Source organism: Solemya velum gill symbiont, assembly GCF_002020255.1.
Classification (GTDB): Bacteria; Pseudomonadota; Gammaproteobacteria; order Chromatiales; family Chromatiaceae.
Genome location: NZ_MPQG01000009.1, coordinates 76,531 through 93,923 on the forward strand (window position 1 = coordinate 76,531; position 17,393 = coordinate 93,923).

Here is a 17,393-nt window from a genome sequence, read left to right on the forward strand (position 1 = left end):
ATCACCCCTTCAGCGTATCCAGATCCTGCACATTAATGGTGTGCCTGTTTCTGAACAGCACCACCAGTATGGCAAGCCCGATTGCAGCCTCGGCGGCGGCAACGGTGAGAATGAAGAAAACAAAAACCTGTCCAGCCATATCGTCAAGAAAGTACGAAAAGGCAACAAAGTTGATATTGACTGCGAGCAGCATCAGTTCGATGCACATCAGCAGCAGGATCAGGTTTTTGCGGTTAATAAAGATACCGGCCACACTCAGCGAAAAGAGTATGGCACTGACGATCAGGTAGTCAGATAATGCAATCACTCTTCTGCCTCCATCTTGATAACGCGCAGTCGGTGCTCTTTTTTCACCGTGACCTGCTTTGAAGGATCCTGATACTTGGTTTCAGGACGCTTTCTGAGTGTCAGGCTGATCGCTGCGATAATCGCAACCAGCAGAATGACGGCGGCAATCTCGAATGGATAGAGATACTCGGTATAAAGCAGCGTACCGAGAGCCTCGGTATTGCTGTAGTCAGCAGCCTTTGCTGCCGGTGCCGCATACTTGTCGAGACCAAAATAGGCAGGACCGACAACCATCAGTAGTTCCACCACCATGACAGCCGATATACCGATGCCAAGTGGAAGATACTTCATAAAACCGGCACGCATCTCGGAAAGATCGATATCCAGCATCATGACAACAAACAGGAACAGCACCATCACGGCACCGACGTAGACCAGTACCAGTGCAATGGCGAGGAACTCTGCCTCTGCCAGCATCCACAGTGCAGCAGCATTAAAGAATGCCAGCACCAGGAAGAGTACCGAGTGAACCGGGTTCCTGCGTGTAATTACCATGACTGATGCAAATATCAGCATCGCGGCAAAAACGTAGAAGAGAAATTTTTCAACACTCATGATGCTTTCCACTTACCTGTACTGTGCCTGTGCCGCACGGTCAGCAGCAATCTGTTCTTCAAAGCGTTCACCATTTTCAAGCAGTTTCTGCTTATTGATGACACTCCCCTCGCGGCTCTCGAAGTGATACTCATAGAGTCGGGTTTCGACAATCGCATCAACCGGACAGGATTCTTCGCAGAAGCCACAGAAAATACACTTGAAGAGATCGATGTCATAACGGGTTGTGCGTCTCTGTCCATCTTCGCGCGGTTCTGCCTCGATGGTAATGGCCAGCGCAGGACAGACAGCCTCACACAATTTACACGCGATACAACGCTCCTCACCGTTAGGATAGCGACGCTGCGCATGCAGTCCGCGAAAACGCGGCGATACCGGTGCCTTCTGCTCGGGATAGAGGACGGTAAACTTCTTGCGAAAGAAGTATTTGCCCGTCAGCTTCATGCCTTTCAGCAGTTCAAACAGGAACAGGCTTTTTACAAAGTTGGTCACGGCTTTCATCAGTCAAACCACCATGGCATTTCGTAGACGACCGCCAGTCCGACGACCAGGATCCAGACAATCGTAATCGGTATAAAAACTTTCCAGCCAAGACGCATGATCTGGTCATAACGATAGCGTGGGAAAGTTGCACGGAACCACAGCAGCAGCACCATGAAGACAAAGGTCTTGGCGAGCAACCATACAATTCCCGGTACCCATTCAAAATATTGCTGGAAAAAGGTTCCCTCAAACGGTGACAGCCAGCCGCCCCAGAACATCAACGCGGTAAGGGCCGAGATCAGGATCATGTTGGCATATTCGGCGAGGAAGAATGCAGCAAAGGTCATGCCCGAGTATTCAACATGGAAACCGGCGACGATTTCAGATTCACCCTCGGCAACGTCGAAAGGTGCACGGTTGGTTTCAGCCACACCCGCAATCATGTAGACCATGAAGAGCGGAAACAGCGGCAACCAGAACCAGTGAACTGCACTACCCGCCTGTGCCTGTACGATATCACCCAGGTTCAAAGAGCCTGCAGCGACCAGCACGCCGACAAGGGCAAAACCCATGGCGATTTCGTAAGATACGATTTGTGCAGCGGAACGCATCGCGCCGAGGAATGCGTACTTGGAATTTGAAGACCAGCCGGCGATGATAACACCGTAAACAGCCAGTGATGTCAGTGCAAGAATGTAGAGCAATCCTGCATTGATGTCTGCAAGGACAAGGTTCTCATCAAACGGGAACACGGCCCAGGCTGCAAGAGCCGGACCCAGGGTCAGCATCGGCGCAATAACAAACAGAAAAGGATTCGCCCTTGTCGGAATGACGATCTCTTTAAACATCAGCTTCATGGCATCTGCAATCGGCTGCCCCAGACCCTGAAGCTTGAAGCCGAAGAAACCGACGCGGTTAGGACCGATACGCACCTGCATGGCACCGATAAAACGACGCTCTAGCCAGGTGTAATAGGCAACGGCAATCATTAGCGGTGCTACGATGACAACGATTTTGACCAGGATCTGAACGATAACCGGTAGTGACTCCCACAGTGCGATCATTGATTCAATCATACGATCACTCCTGTATCAGCCTTCTCGATCATACTGTTTCCCCAAATTAAATCACCTGACTGGGAGGCGTAAACCAGTACATCTTCACACAACTCATCATCTGTAACGACCTTTGCGCTGCAGTGGTTTTCACCCTGCTTGAGTATTGCCCAGTTGCCATCAGACAAACCATGTGCAGATGCCGTTTGCGGATGCATTCTGAACACGCAACGTGCATCTTCGGTTGACTGAAGCGGTTCGCTGCGGCGTACAACCGCGTCAACACTGTAAGCTGGAACGTAGGGCGTTGCCTCTACTCCACCCGCCTCGGTCTTACTCTCGCTTGCGCCAGACTGACCCACCTTCATCTCTGGCAGGCTGTCATCACACTGTTGTATGAGCTCGTTGCAAACATCTTCAGAGCTTTCGTAATCAAATCCTTCCAGATCGAGGAAATTGCCGAGCACGCGAAGAATCTTCCAGCCGGGTCGTGATTCACCCTTGGGCTTCACCAGGCCGTTGAAACTCTGCATATCACGTTGCGCGTTAACATAGGTTCCGGATGTTTCACTAAAAGGTGTCATCGGCAGCACGACATCTGCCACTTCCATCAACGCATCAGACATATAGGCGGAAACGGCAATAACAGATTCGGTTCCTCGCAGTGAATTCACCAGTGCACGACCACGTGCCACATCGGCCATCGGTTCAACACCTATCAGCAATGCACATTGCGGTGGTGGCGTCATCATCTCGTTAACCGAGCGACCTGATGCTGAGACAGGTTTACCGCCAGGTAACCTGTTTGGTACAGCTCCTGCAATCCAGGCACCAACACTGTTGGCAGCCTCGGGAATAATACCCAGGGCACAGCCCGTTGCCTCGGCAACACGAGCTGCAGTATCGCGAACGATTGAATAATCAGGGTGTGAAACAGCAATATTACCCAGCAGCACAACTGCATCTGCAGCTGAACGGAGATTCTCTGCAATTGCACGTATCTCATCACTGACCGGTGTATCTTCGTCGCCGGCACCAACTGCACTGGCAAGTGCCTGCAAGGTCTTGACCATCTCGGATGGCTTGACCACCAGTGACGGTCCAGCGGTGTAATTCGCATTAGTTGAAAGCGGATTGATCGACATGACGCTTGCGCCACGATTGGCAGCGAGTCGCAGGCGATGATTGATCATCGGCTGTTCCTTGCGCACGTTCGATCCGACCAGCAGAACTGCATCGGAATTTTCAAGGTCGTCAAGAGTAACGCCGAGCCAGCTTACCTGCGGGTCTGCGGAATCTCCACGGAAATCGATCTGGCGCAAACGATGATCAATATTGTTACTGCCCATATCCCGCACCAGCTTCTGCGCAAGATACATCTCTTCAAGCGTGGCAGATGGTGATACCAGTGTCATCACCTCGTCAGGTTGTGTTTTCACCTTGGCGAGAGATTCTGCAGCCTTTGTTAGCGCATCATCCCACGAAACCGTTTTAAGGGAACCGCCTTCGCGAACCATCGGCTGGGTGAGACGCTCTTCGTGATCAAGACCTTCGTAGCCGAAACGGTCACGATCAGAGATCCATGACTGGTTTATCGCATCATTCTCGCGCGGCACAATACGCATCACCTTGCCACGACGCACATGTGCATAGAGGTTCGAGCCAACAGAGTCATGTGGTGCAATTGTCTCTTGCTGGGTCACTTCCCAGGCTCGTGCGGTATAGCGGAATGGTTTTGAAGTCAGTGCGCCAACCGGGCAGAGATCAATGACGTTGCCCGATAGCTCGGATGTCATCGCATGTTTGACATAGGTGCCAATCTTGGTGTGTTCACCACGTCCTGTTGCACCCAGTTCGCGCAGTCCGGCAATCTCGTCGCCAAAACGCACACAGCGCGTGCAATGGATACAGCGCGTCATCTCGGTAGCAACAAGTGGACCGATATCCGGATCCGCAACCACGCGCTTGTTCTCTGCGAAACGTGAAACGTCATTGCCGTAGCCGATCGCAACGTCCTGCAGCTCACACTCACCACCCTGGTCACAGATCGGACAATCAAGCGGATGGTTGATCAGCAGGAACTCCATGGTTCCTTTCTGGGCTGCACGAGCCAGCGGTGACTTGGTAAACACCTTCATACCATCGGCACAAGGTGTTGCACAGGCAGGCAACGGCTTGGGTGCGTTCTCTACTTCGACAAGGCACATACGGCAGTTCGCCGAAATCGACAGGTTCTTGTGATAGCAGAAACGCGGAACCGTGATACCGGCAGCATCTGTTACCTCGATCAGCATCTGACCAGGCTTTGCAGGCAACTGGTTGCCGTCTACTTCTATTGTAATGGTCTGTTCTTCACTCATTGCCATTACACCATGCATTTTCCGTGATCGATATGAAACTGGAATTCATCTCGATAGTGTTTGAGAAAGCCTGCAACAGGCATTGCTGCTGCATCACCCAGTGCGCAGATCGTGCGCCCTGCAATTTTTGCTGCGACATCATCAAGCAAGTCGAGGTCTACCTGCCTGCCCTGCCCGTTTTCGATTCTGTGGATCACACGATGCATCCAGCCGGTACCTTCACGGCATGGCGTACACTGCCCGCACGACTCCTCGTAATAGAAGTAGGAGATGCGGTCGAGAACCTTGACCATGCAGTTGGTGTCGTCCATTACGATAACGGCACCTGAACCGAGCATTGAGTCGGCGCTGGCGATACTATCGTAATCCATATTCAGTTCCATCATCTGGTCGCCGGGAATAACCGGTGATGATGATCCGCCGGGAATGACCGCCTTGATATTGCGACCATCCTTCATACCGCCGGCAAGTTCCAGCAACTCGCGAAACGGTGTTCCCATGGGGATTTCATAGTTACCGGGGCGGTTGACGTTCCCCGAGATAGAAAAGAGTTTTGCACCGCCGCTGTTAGGCACGCCAATATCTGAAAACCACTGGCCGCCCTTGTCGAGAATGACCGGAATCGAAGCGAATGATTCAGTATTATTGATAACGGTCGGCTTGCCGAACAGGCCAAACATCGCCGGAAATGGCGGCTTGAATCTTGGCTGGCCTTTTTTGCCTTCGATTGACTCGAGCAGTGCAGTCTCTTCACCGCAGATATAAGCACCGCCACCAAGGTGGCTGTGTATATCGAAATCAAAACCCGAACCGAGAATGTTCTCGCCAAGGTAACCAGCAGCACGCGCCTCTTCAAGCGCCTCTTCAAAACGGAAATAGGGCTCTCGAAATTCGCCGCGAATATAGTTGTAACCGGCAGTACCGCCAATCACGTAACCACAGATAATCATACCTTCGATCAGCTGGTGCGGGTTATACCTGAGGATGTCGCGGTCTTTGAATGTACCGGGCTCGCCCTCGTCCGAATTACATACCACGTATTTTTCGACGGGCGTGGTGCGATTGATAAAGCTCCACTTCAGGCCAGTCGGAAAACCAGCGCCGCCGCGGCCACGCAGATTCGAGAGCTTGACCTCTTCGATAATTTCGTCAGGCGAGGTCTTCTCGCGCAGAATCTTCTCGAGAACCTTGTAACCACCCTCTTGCCGATACTGCTCAATCGTCCAGGGAGCATCACGGTGCAGGGTGCGAAAACAGACTTCGTTAGCCATTACTCAAGCTCCTCCAGGATCGAATCGATTTTCTCCGGTGTGAGATTCTCGTAGTAATGGTCGCCGATCTGCATCATCGGGGCGCCACCACAGGCACCGAGGCATTCGACTTCCTTGATGCTGAACTTGCCGTCGTCGGTCACTTCACCAAAACTGATGCCGAGACGCTTGTTGAGATGTTCGAGAATTGAATCCGAGTTATTCACCATGCATGAAATATTGGTGCAAAGACAGATCTTGTGACGACCAACCTCCTTGTGTTCATACATGGAGTAGAAGGTTGCGACCTCGTAGACGGCAATTGCAGGCATATCGAGATAAGCCGCCACCTGGTCCATCAGTTCACGTGTCAGCCAACCACCGTTCATCTCCTGCACAGCAGTCAGCGCCGGCATGCAGGCAGACTGTTTCCAATCTGCCGGATACTTGGCAATGTGCTTGTCGATTTCCGCCCGAACTTCGTCGGTGAAGAGTGATGTTTTATCTATTTTCATCTCTATCTGTCTATCTCACCGAAAACAATATCCATGGTGCCGATAATGGCAACCACGTCGGCCAGCATGTGTCCCTTGGCCATCGTCTGCATCGCAGAGAGGTGTGCAAAACCTGGCGCACGTACCTTCAGTCTGTAAGGCTTGTTGGCACCGTCGGAAACGATATAGCAGCCAAATTCACCCTTGGGCGCCTCGACAGCTGCATAGACCTCGCCTTCTGGCGGACAGTAACCTTCTGTAAAGAGTTTGAAGTGATGAATCAGGGATTCCATATCATCCTTCATTTCGGCGCGCTTTGGCGGCGCAACCTTGTGATCATTAATCATGACCGGGCCCGGATTGTCGCGCAGCCACTGAACGCACTGCTTGATGATACGAGCTGACTGGCGCATCTCTTCAACACGCACCACGTAACGGTCGTAGCAATCGCCGTTGGTACCGACCGGAATATCAAAATCAAGCTTGCTGTAGGCAGCGTACGGCTGCTTCTTGCGCAGATCCCAGGCAACGCCTGAACCGCGCAGCATAGGGCCGGTAAATCCCATGTTCTTTGCATCTTCAGGCGACACCACGCCGATTCCAACGGTACGCTGTTTCCAGATACGGTTATCGGTTAGCAGTGTTTCGTACTCATCGATGCAGTGTGGAAAACGGTCGGCGAAATCGTCGATGAAATCGAGCAGTGAGCCTTCACGTGCACTATTGCGGTAATCGGCATCTTTCTGCTTGAGCCACTTGTTCGCCTCGTACTTCGGCATCTGCTCAGGCAAATCGCGGTAGACGCCACCGGGACGATAATAGGTCGCATGCATACGCGCTCCGGATACCGCCTCGTAGCAGTCCATCAAATCCTCGCGCTCACGGAAAGCGTAAAGAAATACAGTCATGGCACCGAGATCGAAACCATGGGTACCGATCCACATCAGGTGGTTCAGAATGCGTGTGATCTCGTCAAACATGGAACGGATATAGAGAGCACGTTCCGGTGCCTGGATACCGAGAAGTTTTTCAATTGCCAGCACGTAGCCGTGCTCGTTACACATCATTGATACATAGTCGAGACGATCCATGTAACCGATGCTTTGGTTATAAGGCTTGGTCTCGGCGAGTTTTTCAGTACCGCGATGCAGCAGGCCAACATGTGGATCGGCGCGTTCAACAACCTCACCATCCAGCTCAAGTATCAGGCGCAGTACACCATGCGCGGCCGGATGCTGGGGGCCCAGGTTGACCGTGTAGTTACGAATCTCAGACATCGGCTTCACCCTCTTCCTCTACTGCCGGTTCTTCGGGTTTCCAGCCTTCCTCGTAGCGATTGTCGTGACGAATCACGCGCGGTACCAGGGTGCGCATTTCAATACTGACCGGCTCGTAAACAACTCGCTTCTGTTCCGGGTCGTAGCGCATTTCGACTTCGCCCTCGAGTGGGAAATCCTTGCGCAGTGGATGGCCGATAAAGCCGTAATCGGTAAGAATTCGACGCAGATCAGGATGCCCCTGGAAGAGAATGCCAAACATATCGAATGCCTCGCGTTCGAACCAGTCAGCCACCGCCCACAGGTCGACGACAGATGGGACAACCGGGTAGTCGGAGTCGAGCAGCGTTTTGACGCGGATGCGATGATTCTTGACCACAGACAAGAGGTGATAGACAACGGCGAAACGTGATGCAGGTTCCGGGTTGAACATACGGCGGTCGACACCGCGGCAGAAACCGTCATTGTCTGTTGTCCACTCGCTCATGCCATAGGCAGAGAGATCGACACCGCATATATCCATACAGGTATCAAACTGCAGGGGGCGCGCATTGCGCAGTGTTTTCATGGTCTCGAACAGCTTGTCACGCGGGACTTCGAGGGTAATCTCCTCAAGCTCACGGTGAAAGGAGACATCTTCCTCTTCCTCGAAGATTTCTTCGAGTTCGTCGGCAAGTTCGTCGAGGCGCTCAGCAAGCGTCATGATTCAAATCGTCCTGTATCCAATTCTGTTTAACGTGCGATGGTATTCGTACGTCGTATTTTGTTCTGTAACTGCAATATGCCGTATAGCAAGGCTTCCGCAGTTGGCGGGCAGCCTGGTACATAAACATCCACGGGAACCACCCTGTCACATCCGCGTACCACGGAATAGGAGTAATGGTAATAACCGCCGCCATTGGCGCAGGAACCCATTGAGATAACCCAGCGTGGTTCTGCCATCTGGTCATAGACCTTGCGCAATGCAGGTGCCATCTTGTTGACCAGGGTGCCGGCAACGATCATAACGTCCGACTGGCGCGGGCTTGGACGGAAAACAATACCGAAGCGGTCCATGTCGTAGCGCGCTGCAGCTGCGTGCATCATTTCGACAGCACAACATGCAAGCCCGAATGTCATCGGCCACATGGAACCGGTGCGCGCCCAGTTGATCAGTTTATCTGCGGAAGTGGTAACAAATCCTTCCTTGAGCAGGCCCTCTACTCCCATTCGAGTGCTCCTTTCTTCCATTCATATATAAAGCCAACAACAAGAATGCCGAGAAACAGCACCATGGCCCAGAAACCGACAAGTCCGATCTGGTCAAGAGCAACCGCCCACGGAAACAGGAAGGCAATCTCAAGATCGAAAATAATAAAAAGGATGGCGACGAGGTAGTAACGCACGTCAAATTTCATACGGCTGTCTTCGAAGGCCTCGAAGCCGCATTCAAAAGGTGATCGCTTTTCGCTGTCAGGCTTGTGTGGCCCCAGCAAAAAACCCAATCCAACAACAACGGCACCAATAATGCCACCGAGAGTGATAAACACCAGGATGGGCAGATAATTCTCCAACATCGGGAGTTGTCCCCTTTATTTTTCTGACTCTGTTATCACGAAAAGGTGATAAAACCCCATCCGTAATACCACTTTTTAAACCTGAACCAGTCTAATCTGCTTGCCGAGTGTGTGTCAAACCAGAGTGATTAGTGCCAATTAGGCCTTAAATAGATTAATTTCAATTGGTTACAGAATATTCGCAAAAATTAATATGATTTTTATTGCGCGCATAAAAAATTGGTATCACGAGATGTAATCAGCAATTGAGTTGATGCCTTACAGCCGTCCTGAAACGGCAACCTTTAATTTTCTTCTTCGTTCAGATACTGTGCACATGAATCAACATGATGCAGCACATAGAGAAGGACTGTTTTTTGAGCGCAGCTAACAAACCGCGGCAGATGACTAATGATGAGAATGGTATATGAAGATACAATTCCCGCCTGACGCCTATGACGAACAGCTCAAGCTGAAACCTTCAACCGGCATGCTCCTTGTCCTACTCTATGCCATCCGTCACGTCTTCCTGATTTTTCTGGCCTATTTCCCCCTGATGCGAGGTGGCGGTGACGGCACATTTATCAAGGAATTCATCTCGCTTCAGGCCATGGTTGCCGATATACCTGCAATACTTTTGCTTGTCACCCTTGTCATGCGACAGCCGGGGGCACATCAGCTATGGCGTTCAATCTGGCAACATGGCAGGTTGATATTGATAGTAACGCTGGCAATACAATTGATCATGGACAGCCTGCAATCAGGCATGCAGATCATTGACAGATCAAGCCAAGGAATGGTGTTACCCATCCTTCTCTACCTGCTGCTTGATCTCTACGTTATGGTTTATGCGATACGTTCCAATCGCATCAGGATGACATTTCTCGATTTCCCTGACGAAAAAAGTCAAAGACCGACAGGCCTGCTTGGAAAAGAACGTGAGGAGCATGAACGTAAGTTCGACGATGTGCTCGGTAAAATCATTGCCAGCGATCCGGACAGAGCTGAAAAACTCACGCAGCTGATCAATGAAACAAGCAACGAGGCAGCTGAAACATGGAATGAACTCGCGCACCAGGCAGTTCAGGAGAAGCGATACATGGATGCTGAAACCCTGATGCAGAAAACACTCCTGATAGATCCCGACAATGGAGCCTGTTATACCAATCTTGCAACTATCCAGCGACACATGGGTGAGCTACATAAATCGTTACAAAGTGCCAAAAAGGCAGTCAAACTGCTGCCAAATAACGCTGACGCCTATTTCAATCTTGCCCTGTCGCTGGCTGAAACCGGCAGGACGGCAGCGGCAATTTCCAGTTACCAGAGTGCATTGAAGCTCAATCCTCAACATCATTACGCTTGGAAAAATCTTGGGATTCTGTTGCTTAATACAGGTCAAGAAGAGGCTGCCCAAGAGGCGCTTGAGAAAGCACGGATACTGGCTCAGAAACATCAGCAGCAGAGGGTATAAATATGACAGCCAGACGTACCAGGCGATTCTCCCACAAGCCGGTGGTAAATTAATGGCCCGGACCACACAATACAGACCCGTACAAAATGACGGCAGCGTAAGTCTTGATCTCGGATCAGGTCTTGAGCCGAGAAACCCTTTCAAAGCGGATGCCGTCATGGGAGTGGACATACGTGAATCAGAAGATGGAACAATCGTCTCTGCAGACCTTGCGATTGAGGCTATTCCATTTGAAAGTGACAGCTTCGATTTTGTCACTGCATTTGACTTAATCGAACATATTCCCAGGATAATCTATGCACCTGAAAGAAGATTCTGTTTTGTTGAGTTAATGAATGAAATTTACAGGGTGCTTAAACCGGGAGGACTGTTTTACTCCTTTACCCCGGCTTATCCGGCCTCGGCTGCGTGGAGAGATCCAACACATGTCAACATCATCACAGATGAGACATTCCTCATGTATTTCGATGACGAAAAACGCTGGGCCAGTATGTATGGATTCAACGGTTACTTTCACATAGAAAAACAGACGCGAGCCAAAAATGGCATTCACCTCGAAACAGTCATGAGAAAAATGCTTCCTGTTGAGAAAAGCGAGAGCCTTCAAGGTGATTGAACGGAATCTATTCCTCATGCTTTTCGGGACCTGCCCTCATGGGAAATAGGATGCGCTTACCTGCCCTGCTCCTGTGCCTGTTTCTATCAGCCTGTATCAGCATTCCGACACCAGCTGAACGAACACAATCTGCAGAGCAGCTGGTAGCATCTCACGGTTGGAAATCACAACTCCTGAAGACGAATGAGTATGATCTTGTCGCGTTTTCCCCAATGCCAATGCCTGCTGGTGAAATCCTGACCGTCTATATCGAGGGTGATGGCTTTGCATGGATATCATCATCTCAACCATCCAGTAATCCCACGCCAATTAATCACCTGGCACTGAAACTGGCTCTTGCAGATCCGCTTGGCGATCCGGTCGCCTACCTGGGTCGACCATGTCAGTATGTAAACAATGATAAACGCTGCAAGCAGAGTGCATGGACCAACAGGCGCTTTTCCCGCCAGATGATCAATGCATCCAGCCAGTCTATCGACCAGTTAAAACAGCAGTCAGGTGCAAGCAGGCTGAGACTGGTCGGGTTCTCAGGTGGCGGTGCCGTCGCGGCCCTGCTGGCTGCACAGAGAAATGATGTTTCCATGCTGATCACAGTTGCAGGAAATCTTGATCATAAGACATGGAGTAAACATCATCGTTTAACGCCTCTCAGAGGCTCATTGAATGCCGCTGACGCATGGCAGGATTTACAAGCGATACCACAAATACATTTTGTCGGAGGCAAGGATAAGAGTGTGCCGCCAATGGTTGCTAACGCGTATCGCTCACGCTTCCCTTCATCCAGTAAGCCGAGCATTCAGTTACTGCCAGAATTTGGTCACCACTGCTGTTGGGTGAATGAATGGCCTCGTCTTGCCAGGGCGACAATTGAGTGAAGTGATTTGAAGCAAAGGAGCAATTCCGGAAAACAAAAAAGGTCGTCCACTGGACGACCTTTTCTGAAGATGGTGCCGAAGGCCGGACTCGAACCGGCACGGCTCACGCCACTACCCCCTCAAGATAGCGTGTCTACCAATTCCACCACTTCGGCAAGAGGAGCGCATTCTATGTGATTCTGTGAAAGATAGAAAGAGCTAAAAACTAAATAATTGTTATTGACCGGGCTTTTCTTCAGGGACTGCAGGCATCTCGGTCTCAACTGCTGCAGCCGGCACTTCAATTTCTGCTGCAGGGATAGTATCGGCAGCAGAAACAGGCGATTCAACAACAGGCGCAGGTACAGGTGATACAGGTGCTGCTGGTGCAGCAGGAATTGCTGCCTCACCACCGCTTTCCTCTGTCATGACAGAGTCATCCATGAGGTTGGTGGTGTCAGTCGCCTGAATAGCAAACCAGGCCAGTGTCATTGCCAGCACGAACCAGAATGCAGCAAGAATGGCAGTTGCACGACTTAGAAAGTTTGCAGAGCCCTGGGATCCGAAAACAGTCGCGGAGGCGCCGCTTCCAAACGCAGCACCCATATCAGCACCCTTGCCGTGCTGAATCAGCACAAGGCCGACTACGCCAAGCGAGACAAATAGAAAAACAACAATCAGTATACTTTCGAGACCCATGGATTTACCGTTTTTGGTTCATTCAGCCCTGGTTTGCAGCCCGGGCAATAGTAAGAAAATCATCCGCCTTGAGTGATGCACCACCAATCAAGCCGCCGTCAATATCCGGCTGTGACAGCAACTCTGCTGCATTACCGGCATTCATGCTGCCACCGTAAAGAATCTGTACCTTTTCAGCTACAGCCGCATCTGCGGCAGCAACACGACCACGAATAAAGGCGTGTACATCCTGCGCCTGTTCAGGTGATGCCGTTTTACCGGTACCAATCGCCCAAACCGGCTCATAGGCAATAACGCCCTTGGCCATGCCTTCGGCACCAACACGCTCAAGTACTGCATCAATCTGGCGTGCAACAACATCTTCAGTGATGCCCTGCTCGCGCTCTTCAAGCGTTTCACCAATACAGAAGAGTGGAACCAGGCCATTGTTGATTGCCTGTTCAAACTTCTCGGCTACCAGTGCATCACTCTCTGCGTGATAGGTACGACGCTCAGAGTGTCCGATGATTGCGTACTTGCAGCCAAAATCCAGCAACATGGATGCCGCGGTTTCACCTGTGTATGCACCAGAGTCCTGAACAGATACATCCTGTCCACCCCAGGTTACAGCACTGCCTTCCAGGCTCGACTGGACGTCGGCGATATAAATAGATGGTGCACAAACTGCAACTTCAGCAGTGTTCACATCGCCCATACCTGTTTTGAGACCATCCAGCAGGGTCGCGATACTCTTGCGAGAACCATTCATCTTCCAGTTACCGGCAATCAGCGGCTTACGCATAACTCTTCTCCACTCTGCTGCAGACTATGTTTATTATTTAGCACCGGTCTGCAGGTATTTAATTTATGTATTTAATTATGGTGCCCGGGGCCGGACTCGAACCGGCACGGCCGCAATGGCCGACGGATTTTAAGTCCGTTGCGTCTACCAATTTCGCCACCCGGGCAGATTGATATCGAAAAAATATGGAGGCTGAGCCCGGAATCGAACCGAGGTCCACGGATTTGCAATCCGCTGCATAACCACTCTGCCACTCAGCCATTCAGTATAAACAAGGGCTTACGATTCCCCTCTATACTTTGAAGGCGCGAATCTTAGCACATAGTGCACCCTATGTGCACCTGAAATTACAGCATTTTCGTGGTTCTGCTCGGGAGGTTTTGGCTAAGCCTGTACAACCCCCTAAATCCGTGGACATCGGTTCAATTCAGACAGAGTGTAGATGGGTTAAGATAACCATACGCTCCATCACGATAACTCCTTGATTTGGATATCAGAATGCCAGAAGAAAATGCTATCCGTCATATCGAATCACTGTTAGAAAATCTATGTTTATCTTTTGAGTAAAAAACTGTATTTCGTGTTTTCACAATCAGAGAAGGAGAAAAAGTCAGATTTGATATTGGTCGACGACTGATTGCTCCAGCATGGCAAGCGATCCCTTCAGAGCTCAGGGCTTCAATTCTCATCAACGGTGAGTCAGTCATTGAGGCAGATTTCAACTCTATGGCATCTACCCAACTCTATGCACGAGCCAATATTGCTCCACCTGCTGGGGGATCTTTTCACACTTGACAATGTAGACCCTATGTTCTGTCCTGTCATCAAGAAGATCATGAAACCGCGATTAACTCTTCAGACACCAATAAAGACTAACAAATCACGCTCTACATTATTTTTCGCGTCTCGGAATCGACTGGAATTCTTCTTCAAATTTGTCAGCAGTCATAGGCTTTCCGAAATAGTAACCCTGGAACTGTTTGTAACCATATTCTATTAATAACCTGAATTGCTCTTCTGTTTCCACACCTTCCGCAAGTACATCCATACCAAATGACTCACCGACCTTGGCAATGGTCTTCACGATTGATTCATTGTTAGCATTGACACCAAGGTCATCAACAAAGCTTCTGTCAATTTTGATTATGTCAACCGGGAGCTTCTTAAGATATGAGAGGGAAGAATAGCCTGTACCAAAGTCATCCATTGCAATACTGATACCTGTTTTTTTCAACTGATGCATCTTCTCAATAAGGGCATCCAGATCATCGTGCGCCATGCTTTCCGTGATTTCCAACTCAAGACGATCAGAATGTACACCATATTCATCTACGAGGAGATTTACCTGGCTGACAAAATCATCCTGCATGAACTCCTTAATACTGATATTCACTGCAAGCTTTAAATGCTTCATGCTGTCGTGTTGCTGCCACTGACTTAGCGTACGGCAAGACTCCGTCAAAATCCAATGTCCTACAGGTACAATCAGTCCGCTATCTTCACATACTGGAATAAACTCGGATGGCGAAATCATACCTCGTTCCGGATGCGCCCACCTGACCAGGGCTTCCATTCCTATGATGCGGCCCTCATTGTCTACTTGTTTCTGGAAGTAAAGAACAAACTGTTTTTTCTTTAGTGCGATACGGAGATCAGATTCCATTTGACTGCGTTTTTCAAGTGAGGCCTGCATTTCCGGATCAAAGAAACGTAAACTGTTTCTACCCCGTTTCTTTGCTTCGTACATTGCCACGTCCGAACTGCGGAATATTTCATCAATACTGACTTCATTTCCATAATACATCGTAATACCTAGACTTCCAGTACAGACGTAGCTCCTCCCTTCCAATATGTGTGGCTTAGCGAGGATTCTTATCAGGTTTTCTCCAATATGCCTGGCATATTGCATTGCCCGATTACCATCGCTTTCCAGCTCATGCAAAATGACAACAAACTCATCTCCTCCAAGTCTTGCAACAATATCGACTTCGCGAAGAGCGGTTGTCAGTCTATTAGCGACCTCTTTGAGTAGTACATCGCCCTGTTCATGTCCTAATGTATCGTTGATAATTTTAAAGTTATCCAGGTCGATAAACATCAGTGCGCCAAACATATTAGAGCGTTTGCTTTCCACCATGGCACGTTCAAGATATTCAACAAGCCTTCGTCGATTAGGAAGCCCTGTTAGTGGGTCGTAGTAGGCAAGTTCAAGTATCTGGTCCTGAGCTTTCTTGACTGACGAGATGTCTGAGAATATAGAAACGTAATTCGAAACCTGCCCATTCTTATCACTAACACTCGTGATGGTAGCCCACTTCGGATAGACCTCTCCATTTTTCCGTCTGTCCCAAATCTCACCTTGCCAACAGCCATCTTGATTAATGCGCTCCCACATATCATGATAAAAATCAGCGGAGTGACGACCTGACTGCAAGATGTTGGGATTCTTGCCAATCACCTCTTCCCGGCTATAACCCGTGACCTTGGTGAAGGCATCATTGACCCTTAGGATATCGCCCTGGGAATCAGTAACGAGCATTGCCTCATGGGAGTCAAATGCAGTAGCCGCAATCTGCAGCTCCTGTTCAATTGCACTGCGTTCGGTGATATCTGCAATTGTCGCAACGACATAACGCTTGTCATCCAGTCGCATTGGACTAATGCCAATCTCTACGGCTATTTCAGAACCGTCCTTGCACCGTGCGGTGAGATTGTGGTTCTCCCCCATTATTCTAGGCTTTGAATCTTTTCGATTCAGATAATTGACATAGTTAATTCGATGATCTGGGATGAATTTTTCAGGCATGAGCAGTTCCACTGACTGTCCAAGTATCTCATCCTCGTCGTAGCCAAACATTAAAAGTACAATCTTGTTTACTCTAACAATCTGGCCATTCGTATCAGCTACGATGATGCCTTGAGGAGTCGATTCGATGATATGGTTTGCATAGACCTCACTTCTCTTCAGCTCCTCATATAGTGTTGCAACCTTTTGCTCCTGAGATGTGATCCCTTTCAGCATGTATTGAAAAGCGCTGACGAGGTATCCAACCTCGTCAGAAGTTCCTTTTGGAAATTCGATATCGTGTCTACCTTCAGCAATCGCCGAGGCGCCATTAGTTAATTGTGTGAGTGGAGAAAATATTTTCTTCAACATGACATACATAATGATGCCAAGTAGAAACGTGAGTACAAAGAATCCAAGCAGCATCAGGTTTCGAAATGCCACAGTTTCATTCTCAATAAGGGACTCCGGAAAAGAATAAATCAACAACATATATCTGTCCGGTCTATCTTTGTCGAAGTAAACCTTGCCTGCAACTGCGTGTAACAAGTCTTCTTGTTCTAAATGGCTATGGGTTGACACTAGTTTGTCTTTTTTCTGACTTAGATTATGTAAATCCGTTGATGGCATTTCATCTTGCCAGCGGTAGCGCTTACCCAAATCGAAGCCAAAGGTTTTCTCAGGGTAAGGATGAACAAGAAAATCACCCTCCTGATTGCTGACATAGCCCGCGGATTCAACTCACTAGTGCAACGGATGGGTTAATCCCGAAAAATACTTGATTGGGCGTTTTAATGCCAAGACATTTTCGGGGACGATTGTTCAGT

Annotated in this window: 17 protein-coding genes and 3 tRNA genes; 3 read left to right on the forward strand and 17 right to left on the reverse strand. The window is 49.6% G+C overall.

Translation table 11 applies throughout. The annotated features are described in order from the left end of the window. Nucleotide 1: 1 nt before the first annotated feature. The 11 genes from nuoK to BOW06_RS07900 are packed head-to-tail and all read right to left on the reverse strand — an operon-like array spanning nucleotide 2 to nucleotide 9,378. Complete coding sequence (gene nuoK, locus BOW06_RS07850) at nucleotides 2-307, reverse strand: NADH-quinone oxidoreductase subunit NuoK (protein WP_043115618.1); 306 nt, start codon at nucleotides 305-307, stop codon at nucleotides 2-4. Then, complete coding sequence (locus BOW06_RS07855) at nucleotides 304-903, reverse strand: NADH-quinone oxidoreductase subunit J (RefSeq protein WP_043116608.1); 600 nt, start codon at nucleotides 901-903, stop codon at nucleotides 304-306. The genes nuoK and BOW06_RS07855 overlap by 4 nt, the downstream gene beginning before the upstream one ends. Nucleotides 904-915: 12 nt before the next feature. Then, nucleotides 916-1,404, reverse strand: a complete 489-nt coding sequence (gene nuoI / locus BOW06_RS07860) for an NADH-quinone oxidoreductase subunit NuoI (protein ID WP_143556073.1) — start codon at nucleotides 1,402-1,404, stop codon at nucleotides 916-918. Beyond that, the gene (gene nuoH / locus BOW06_RS07865; RefSeq protein WP_078462847.1) at nucleotides 1,404-2,450 is read right to left on the reverse strand and encodes an NADH-quinone oxidoreductase subunit NuoH; all 1,047 of its coding nucleotides are present in this window, start codon (nucleotides 2,448-2,450) and stop codon (nucleotides 1,404-1,406) included. Before nuoH ends, nuoI begins: the two co-directional genes overlap by 1 nt. Nucleotides 2,451-2,458: 8 nt before the next feature. Next, nucleotides 2,459-4,801, reverse strand: a complete 2,343-nt coding sequence (nuoG, locus tag BOW06_RS07870) for an NADH-quinone oxidoreductase subunit NuoG (RefSeq protein ID WP_078454619.1) — start codon at nucleotides 4,799-4,801, stop codon at nucleotides 2,459-2,461. A gap of 5 nt (nucleotides 4,802-4,806) precedes the next feature. Further along, nucleotides 4,807-6,072, reverse strand: coding sequence for an NADH-quinone oxidoreductase subunit NuoF (nuoF, locus tag BOW06_RS07875; protein ID WP_043115614.1), 1,266 nt, complete (start codon nucleotides 6,070-6,072; stop codon nucleotides 4,807-4,809). Next, nucleotides 6,072-6,566 (reverse strand): NADH-quinone oxidoreductase subunit NuoE, encoded by a 495-nt coding sequence (gene nuoE / locus BOW06_RS07880; RefSeq protein WP_043115613.1) that lies wholly within the window; start codon nucleotides 6,564-6,566, stop codon nucleotides 6,072-6,074. The genes nuoF and nuoE overlap by 1 nt, the downstream gene beginning before the upstream one ends. Nucleotides 6,567-6,568: 2 nt before the next feature. After that, the gene (locus BOW06_RS07885; protein ID WP_043115611.1) at nucleotides 6,569-7,822 is read right to left on the reverse strand and encodes an NADH-quinone oxidoreductase subunit D; all 1,254 of its coding nucleotides are present in this window, start codon (nucleotides 7,820-7,822) and stop codon (nucleotides 6,569-6,571) included. Next, entirely contained in the window at nucleotides 7,815-8,525 is a 711-nt protein-coding gene (locus BOW06_RS07890) for an NADH-quinone oxidoreductase subunit C (protein WP_043115610.1), read from the reverse strand. The genes BOW06_RS07885 and BOW06_RS07890 overlap by 8 nt, the downstream gene beginning before the upstream one ends. A 29-nt stretch (nucleotides 8,526-8,554) precedes the next feature. After that, nucleotides 8,555-9,031: a NuoB/complex I 20 kDa subunit family protein gene (locus tag BOW06_RS07895; RefSeq protein WP_043115609.1), complete on the reverse strand. Its 477-nt coding sequence runs from the start codon at nucleotides 9,029-9,031 to the stop codon at nucleotides 8,555-8,557. Then, nucleotides 9,022-9,378 carry an NADH-quinone oxidoreductase subunit A gene (locus tag BOW06_RS07900; RefSeq protein WP_043115607.1) on the reverse strand — a complete coding sequence of 119 codons (357 nt, stop codon included), beginning with the start codon at nucleotides 9,376-9,378 and terminating at the stop codon, nucleotides 9,022-9,024. The genes BOW06_RS07895 and BOW06_RS07900 overlap by 10 nt, the downstream gene beginning before the upstream one ends. A gap of 406 nt (nucleotides 9,379-9,784) precedes the next feature. On the opposite strand from BOW06_RS07900, the gene BOW06_RS07905 reads away from it, so the two are divergent. From BOW06_RS07905 to BOW06_RS07915, 3 genes are read left to right on the forward strand one after another with little or no spacing between them, the layout of a single operon-like run. Continuing rightward, nucleotides 9,785-10,831, forward strand: a complete 1,047-nt coding sequence (locus BOW06_RS07905; RefSeq protein WP_078453258.1) for a DUF2919 family protein — start codon at nucleotides 9,785-9,787, stop codon at nucleotides 10,829-10,831. A 52-nt stretch (nucleotides 10,832-10,883) separates the two neighbouring features. Then, nucleotides 10,884-11,447 (forward strand): class I SAM-dependent methyltransferase, encoded by a 564-nt coding sequence (locus BOW06_RS07910; RefSeq protein ID WP_052131974.1) that lies wholly within the window; start codon nucleotides 10,884-10,886, stop codon nucleotides 11,445-11,447. A 50-nt stretch (nucleotides 11,448-11,497) separates the two neighbouring features. Beyond that, nucleotides 11,498-12,322, forward strand: a complete 825-nt coding sequence (locus BOW06_RS07915) for a hypothetical protein (protein ID WP_078454615.1) — start codon at nucleotides 11,498-11,500, stop codon at nucleotides 12,320-12,322. Nucleotides 12,323-12,392: 70 nt separating this feature from the next. Here the strand turns inward: BOW06_RS07915 and BOW06_RS07920 are convergent. The 6 genes from BOW06_RS07920 to BOW06_RS07945 form a co-directional block, all read right to left on the reverse strand. Continuing rightward, a tRNA-Leu gene (locus BOW06_RS07920) sits at nucleotides 12,393-12,477 on the reverse strand. Nucleotides 12,478-12,538: 61 nt separating this feature from the next. Further along, nucleotides 12,539-13,000 (reverse strand): preprotein translocase subunit SecG, encoded by a 462-nt coding sequence (gene secG / locus BOW06_RS07925; RefSeq protein WP_043115601.1) that lies wholly within the window; start codon nucleotides 12,998-13,000, stop codon nucleotides 12,539-12,541. Nucleotides 13,001-13,022: 22 nt separating this feature from the next. Beyond that, nucleotides 13,023-13,781 (reverse strand): triose-phosphate isomerase, encoded by a 759-nt coding sequence (tpiA, locus tag BOW06_RS07930; RefSeq protein ID WP_078454616.1) that lies wholly within the window; start codon nucleotides 13,779-13,781, stop codon nucleotides 13,023-13,025. Between the two features lie 78 nt (nucleotides 13,782-13,859). Continuing rightward, nucleotides 13,860-13,947: transfer RNA gene (locus BOW06_RS07935), tRNA-Leu, on the reverse strand. Nucleotides 13,948-13,967: 20 nt separating this feature from the next. Then, nucleotides 13,968-14,041: transfer RNA gene (locus BOW06_RS07940), tRNA-Cys, on the reverse strand. A 632-nt stretch (nucleotides 14,042-14,673) separates the two neighbouring features. Beyond that, nucleotides 14,674-17,226: an EAL domain-containing protein gene (locus tag BOW06_RS07945; RefSeq protein WP_078464207.1), complete on the reverse strand. Its 2,553-nt coding sequence runs from the start codon at nucleotides 17,224-17,226 to the stop codon at nucleotides 14,674-14,676. Nucleotides 17,227-17,393: the final 167 nt, after the last annotated feature.

Excerpts from the sequence above, each read along its gene's own strand:
- BOW06_RS07855 (WP_043116608.1), bottom strand. The coding sequence starts at position 903 with ATGAGTGTTGAAAAATTTCTCTTCTACGTTTTTGCCGCGATGCTGATA.
- nuoI (WP_143556073.1), bottom strand. The coding sequence starts at position 1,404 with ATGAAAGCCGTGACCAACTTTGTAAAAAGCCTGTTCCTGTTTGAACTG.
- nuoH (WP_078462847.1), bottom strand. The coding sequence starts at position 2,450 with ATGATCGCACTGTGGGAGTCACTACCGGTTATCGTTCAGATCCTGGTC.
- nuoG (WP_078454619.1), bottom strand. The coding sequence starts at position 4,801 with ATGAGTGAAGAACAGACCATTACAATAGAAGTAGACGGCAACCAGTTG.
- nuoF (WP_043115614.1), bottom strand. The coding sequence starts at position 6,072 with ATGGCTAACGAAGTCTGTTTTCGCACCCTGCACCGTGATGCTCCCTGG.
- nuoE (WP_043115613.1), bottom strand. The coding sequence starts at position 6,566 with ATGAAAATAGATAAAACATCACTCTTCACCGACGAAGTTCGGGCGGAA.
- BOW06_RS07885 (WP_043115611.1), bottom strand. The coding sequence starts at position 7,822 with ATGTCTGAGATTCGTAACTACACGGTCAACCTGGGCCCCCAGCATCCG.
- BOW06_RS07890 (WP_043115610.1), bottom strand. The coding sequence starts at position 8,525 with ATGACGCTTGCTGAGCGCCTCGACGAACTTGCCGACGAACTCGAAGAA.
- BOW06_RS07895 (WP_043115609.1), bottom strand. The coding sequence starts at position 9,031 with ATGGGAGTAGAGGGCCTGCTCAAGGAAGGATTTGTTACCACTTCCGCA.
- BOW06_RS07900 (WP_043115607.1), bottom strand. The coding sequence starts at position 9,378 with ATGTTGGAGAATTATCTGCCCATCCTGGTGTTTATCACTCTCGGTGGC.
- BOW06_RS07905 (WP_078453258.1), top strand. The coding sequence starts at position 9,785 with ATGAAGATACAATTCCCGCCTGACGCCTATGACGAACAGCTCAAGCTG.
- BOW06_RS07910 (WP_052131974.1), top strand. The coding sequence starts at position 10,884 with ATGGCCCGGACCACACAATACAGACCCGTACAAAATGACGGCAGCGTA.
- BOW06_RS07915 (WP_078454615.1), top strand. The coding sequence starts at position 11,498 with ATGCGCTTACCTGCCCTGCTCCTGTGCCTGTTTCTATCAGCCTGTATC.
- secG (WP_043115601.1), bottom strand. The coding sequence starts at position 13,000 with ATGGGTCTCGAAAGTATACTGATTGTTGTTTTTCTATTTGTCTCGCTT.
- tpiA (WP_078454616.1), bottom strand. The coding sequence starts at position 13,781 with ATGCGTAAGCCGCTGATTGCCGGTAACTGGAAGATGAATGGTTCTCGC.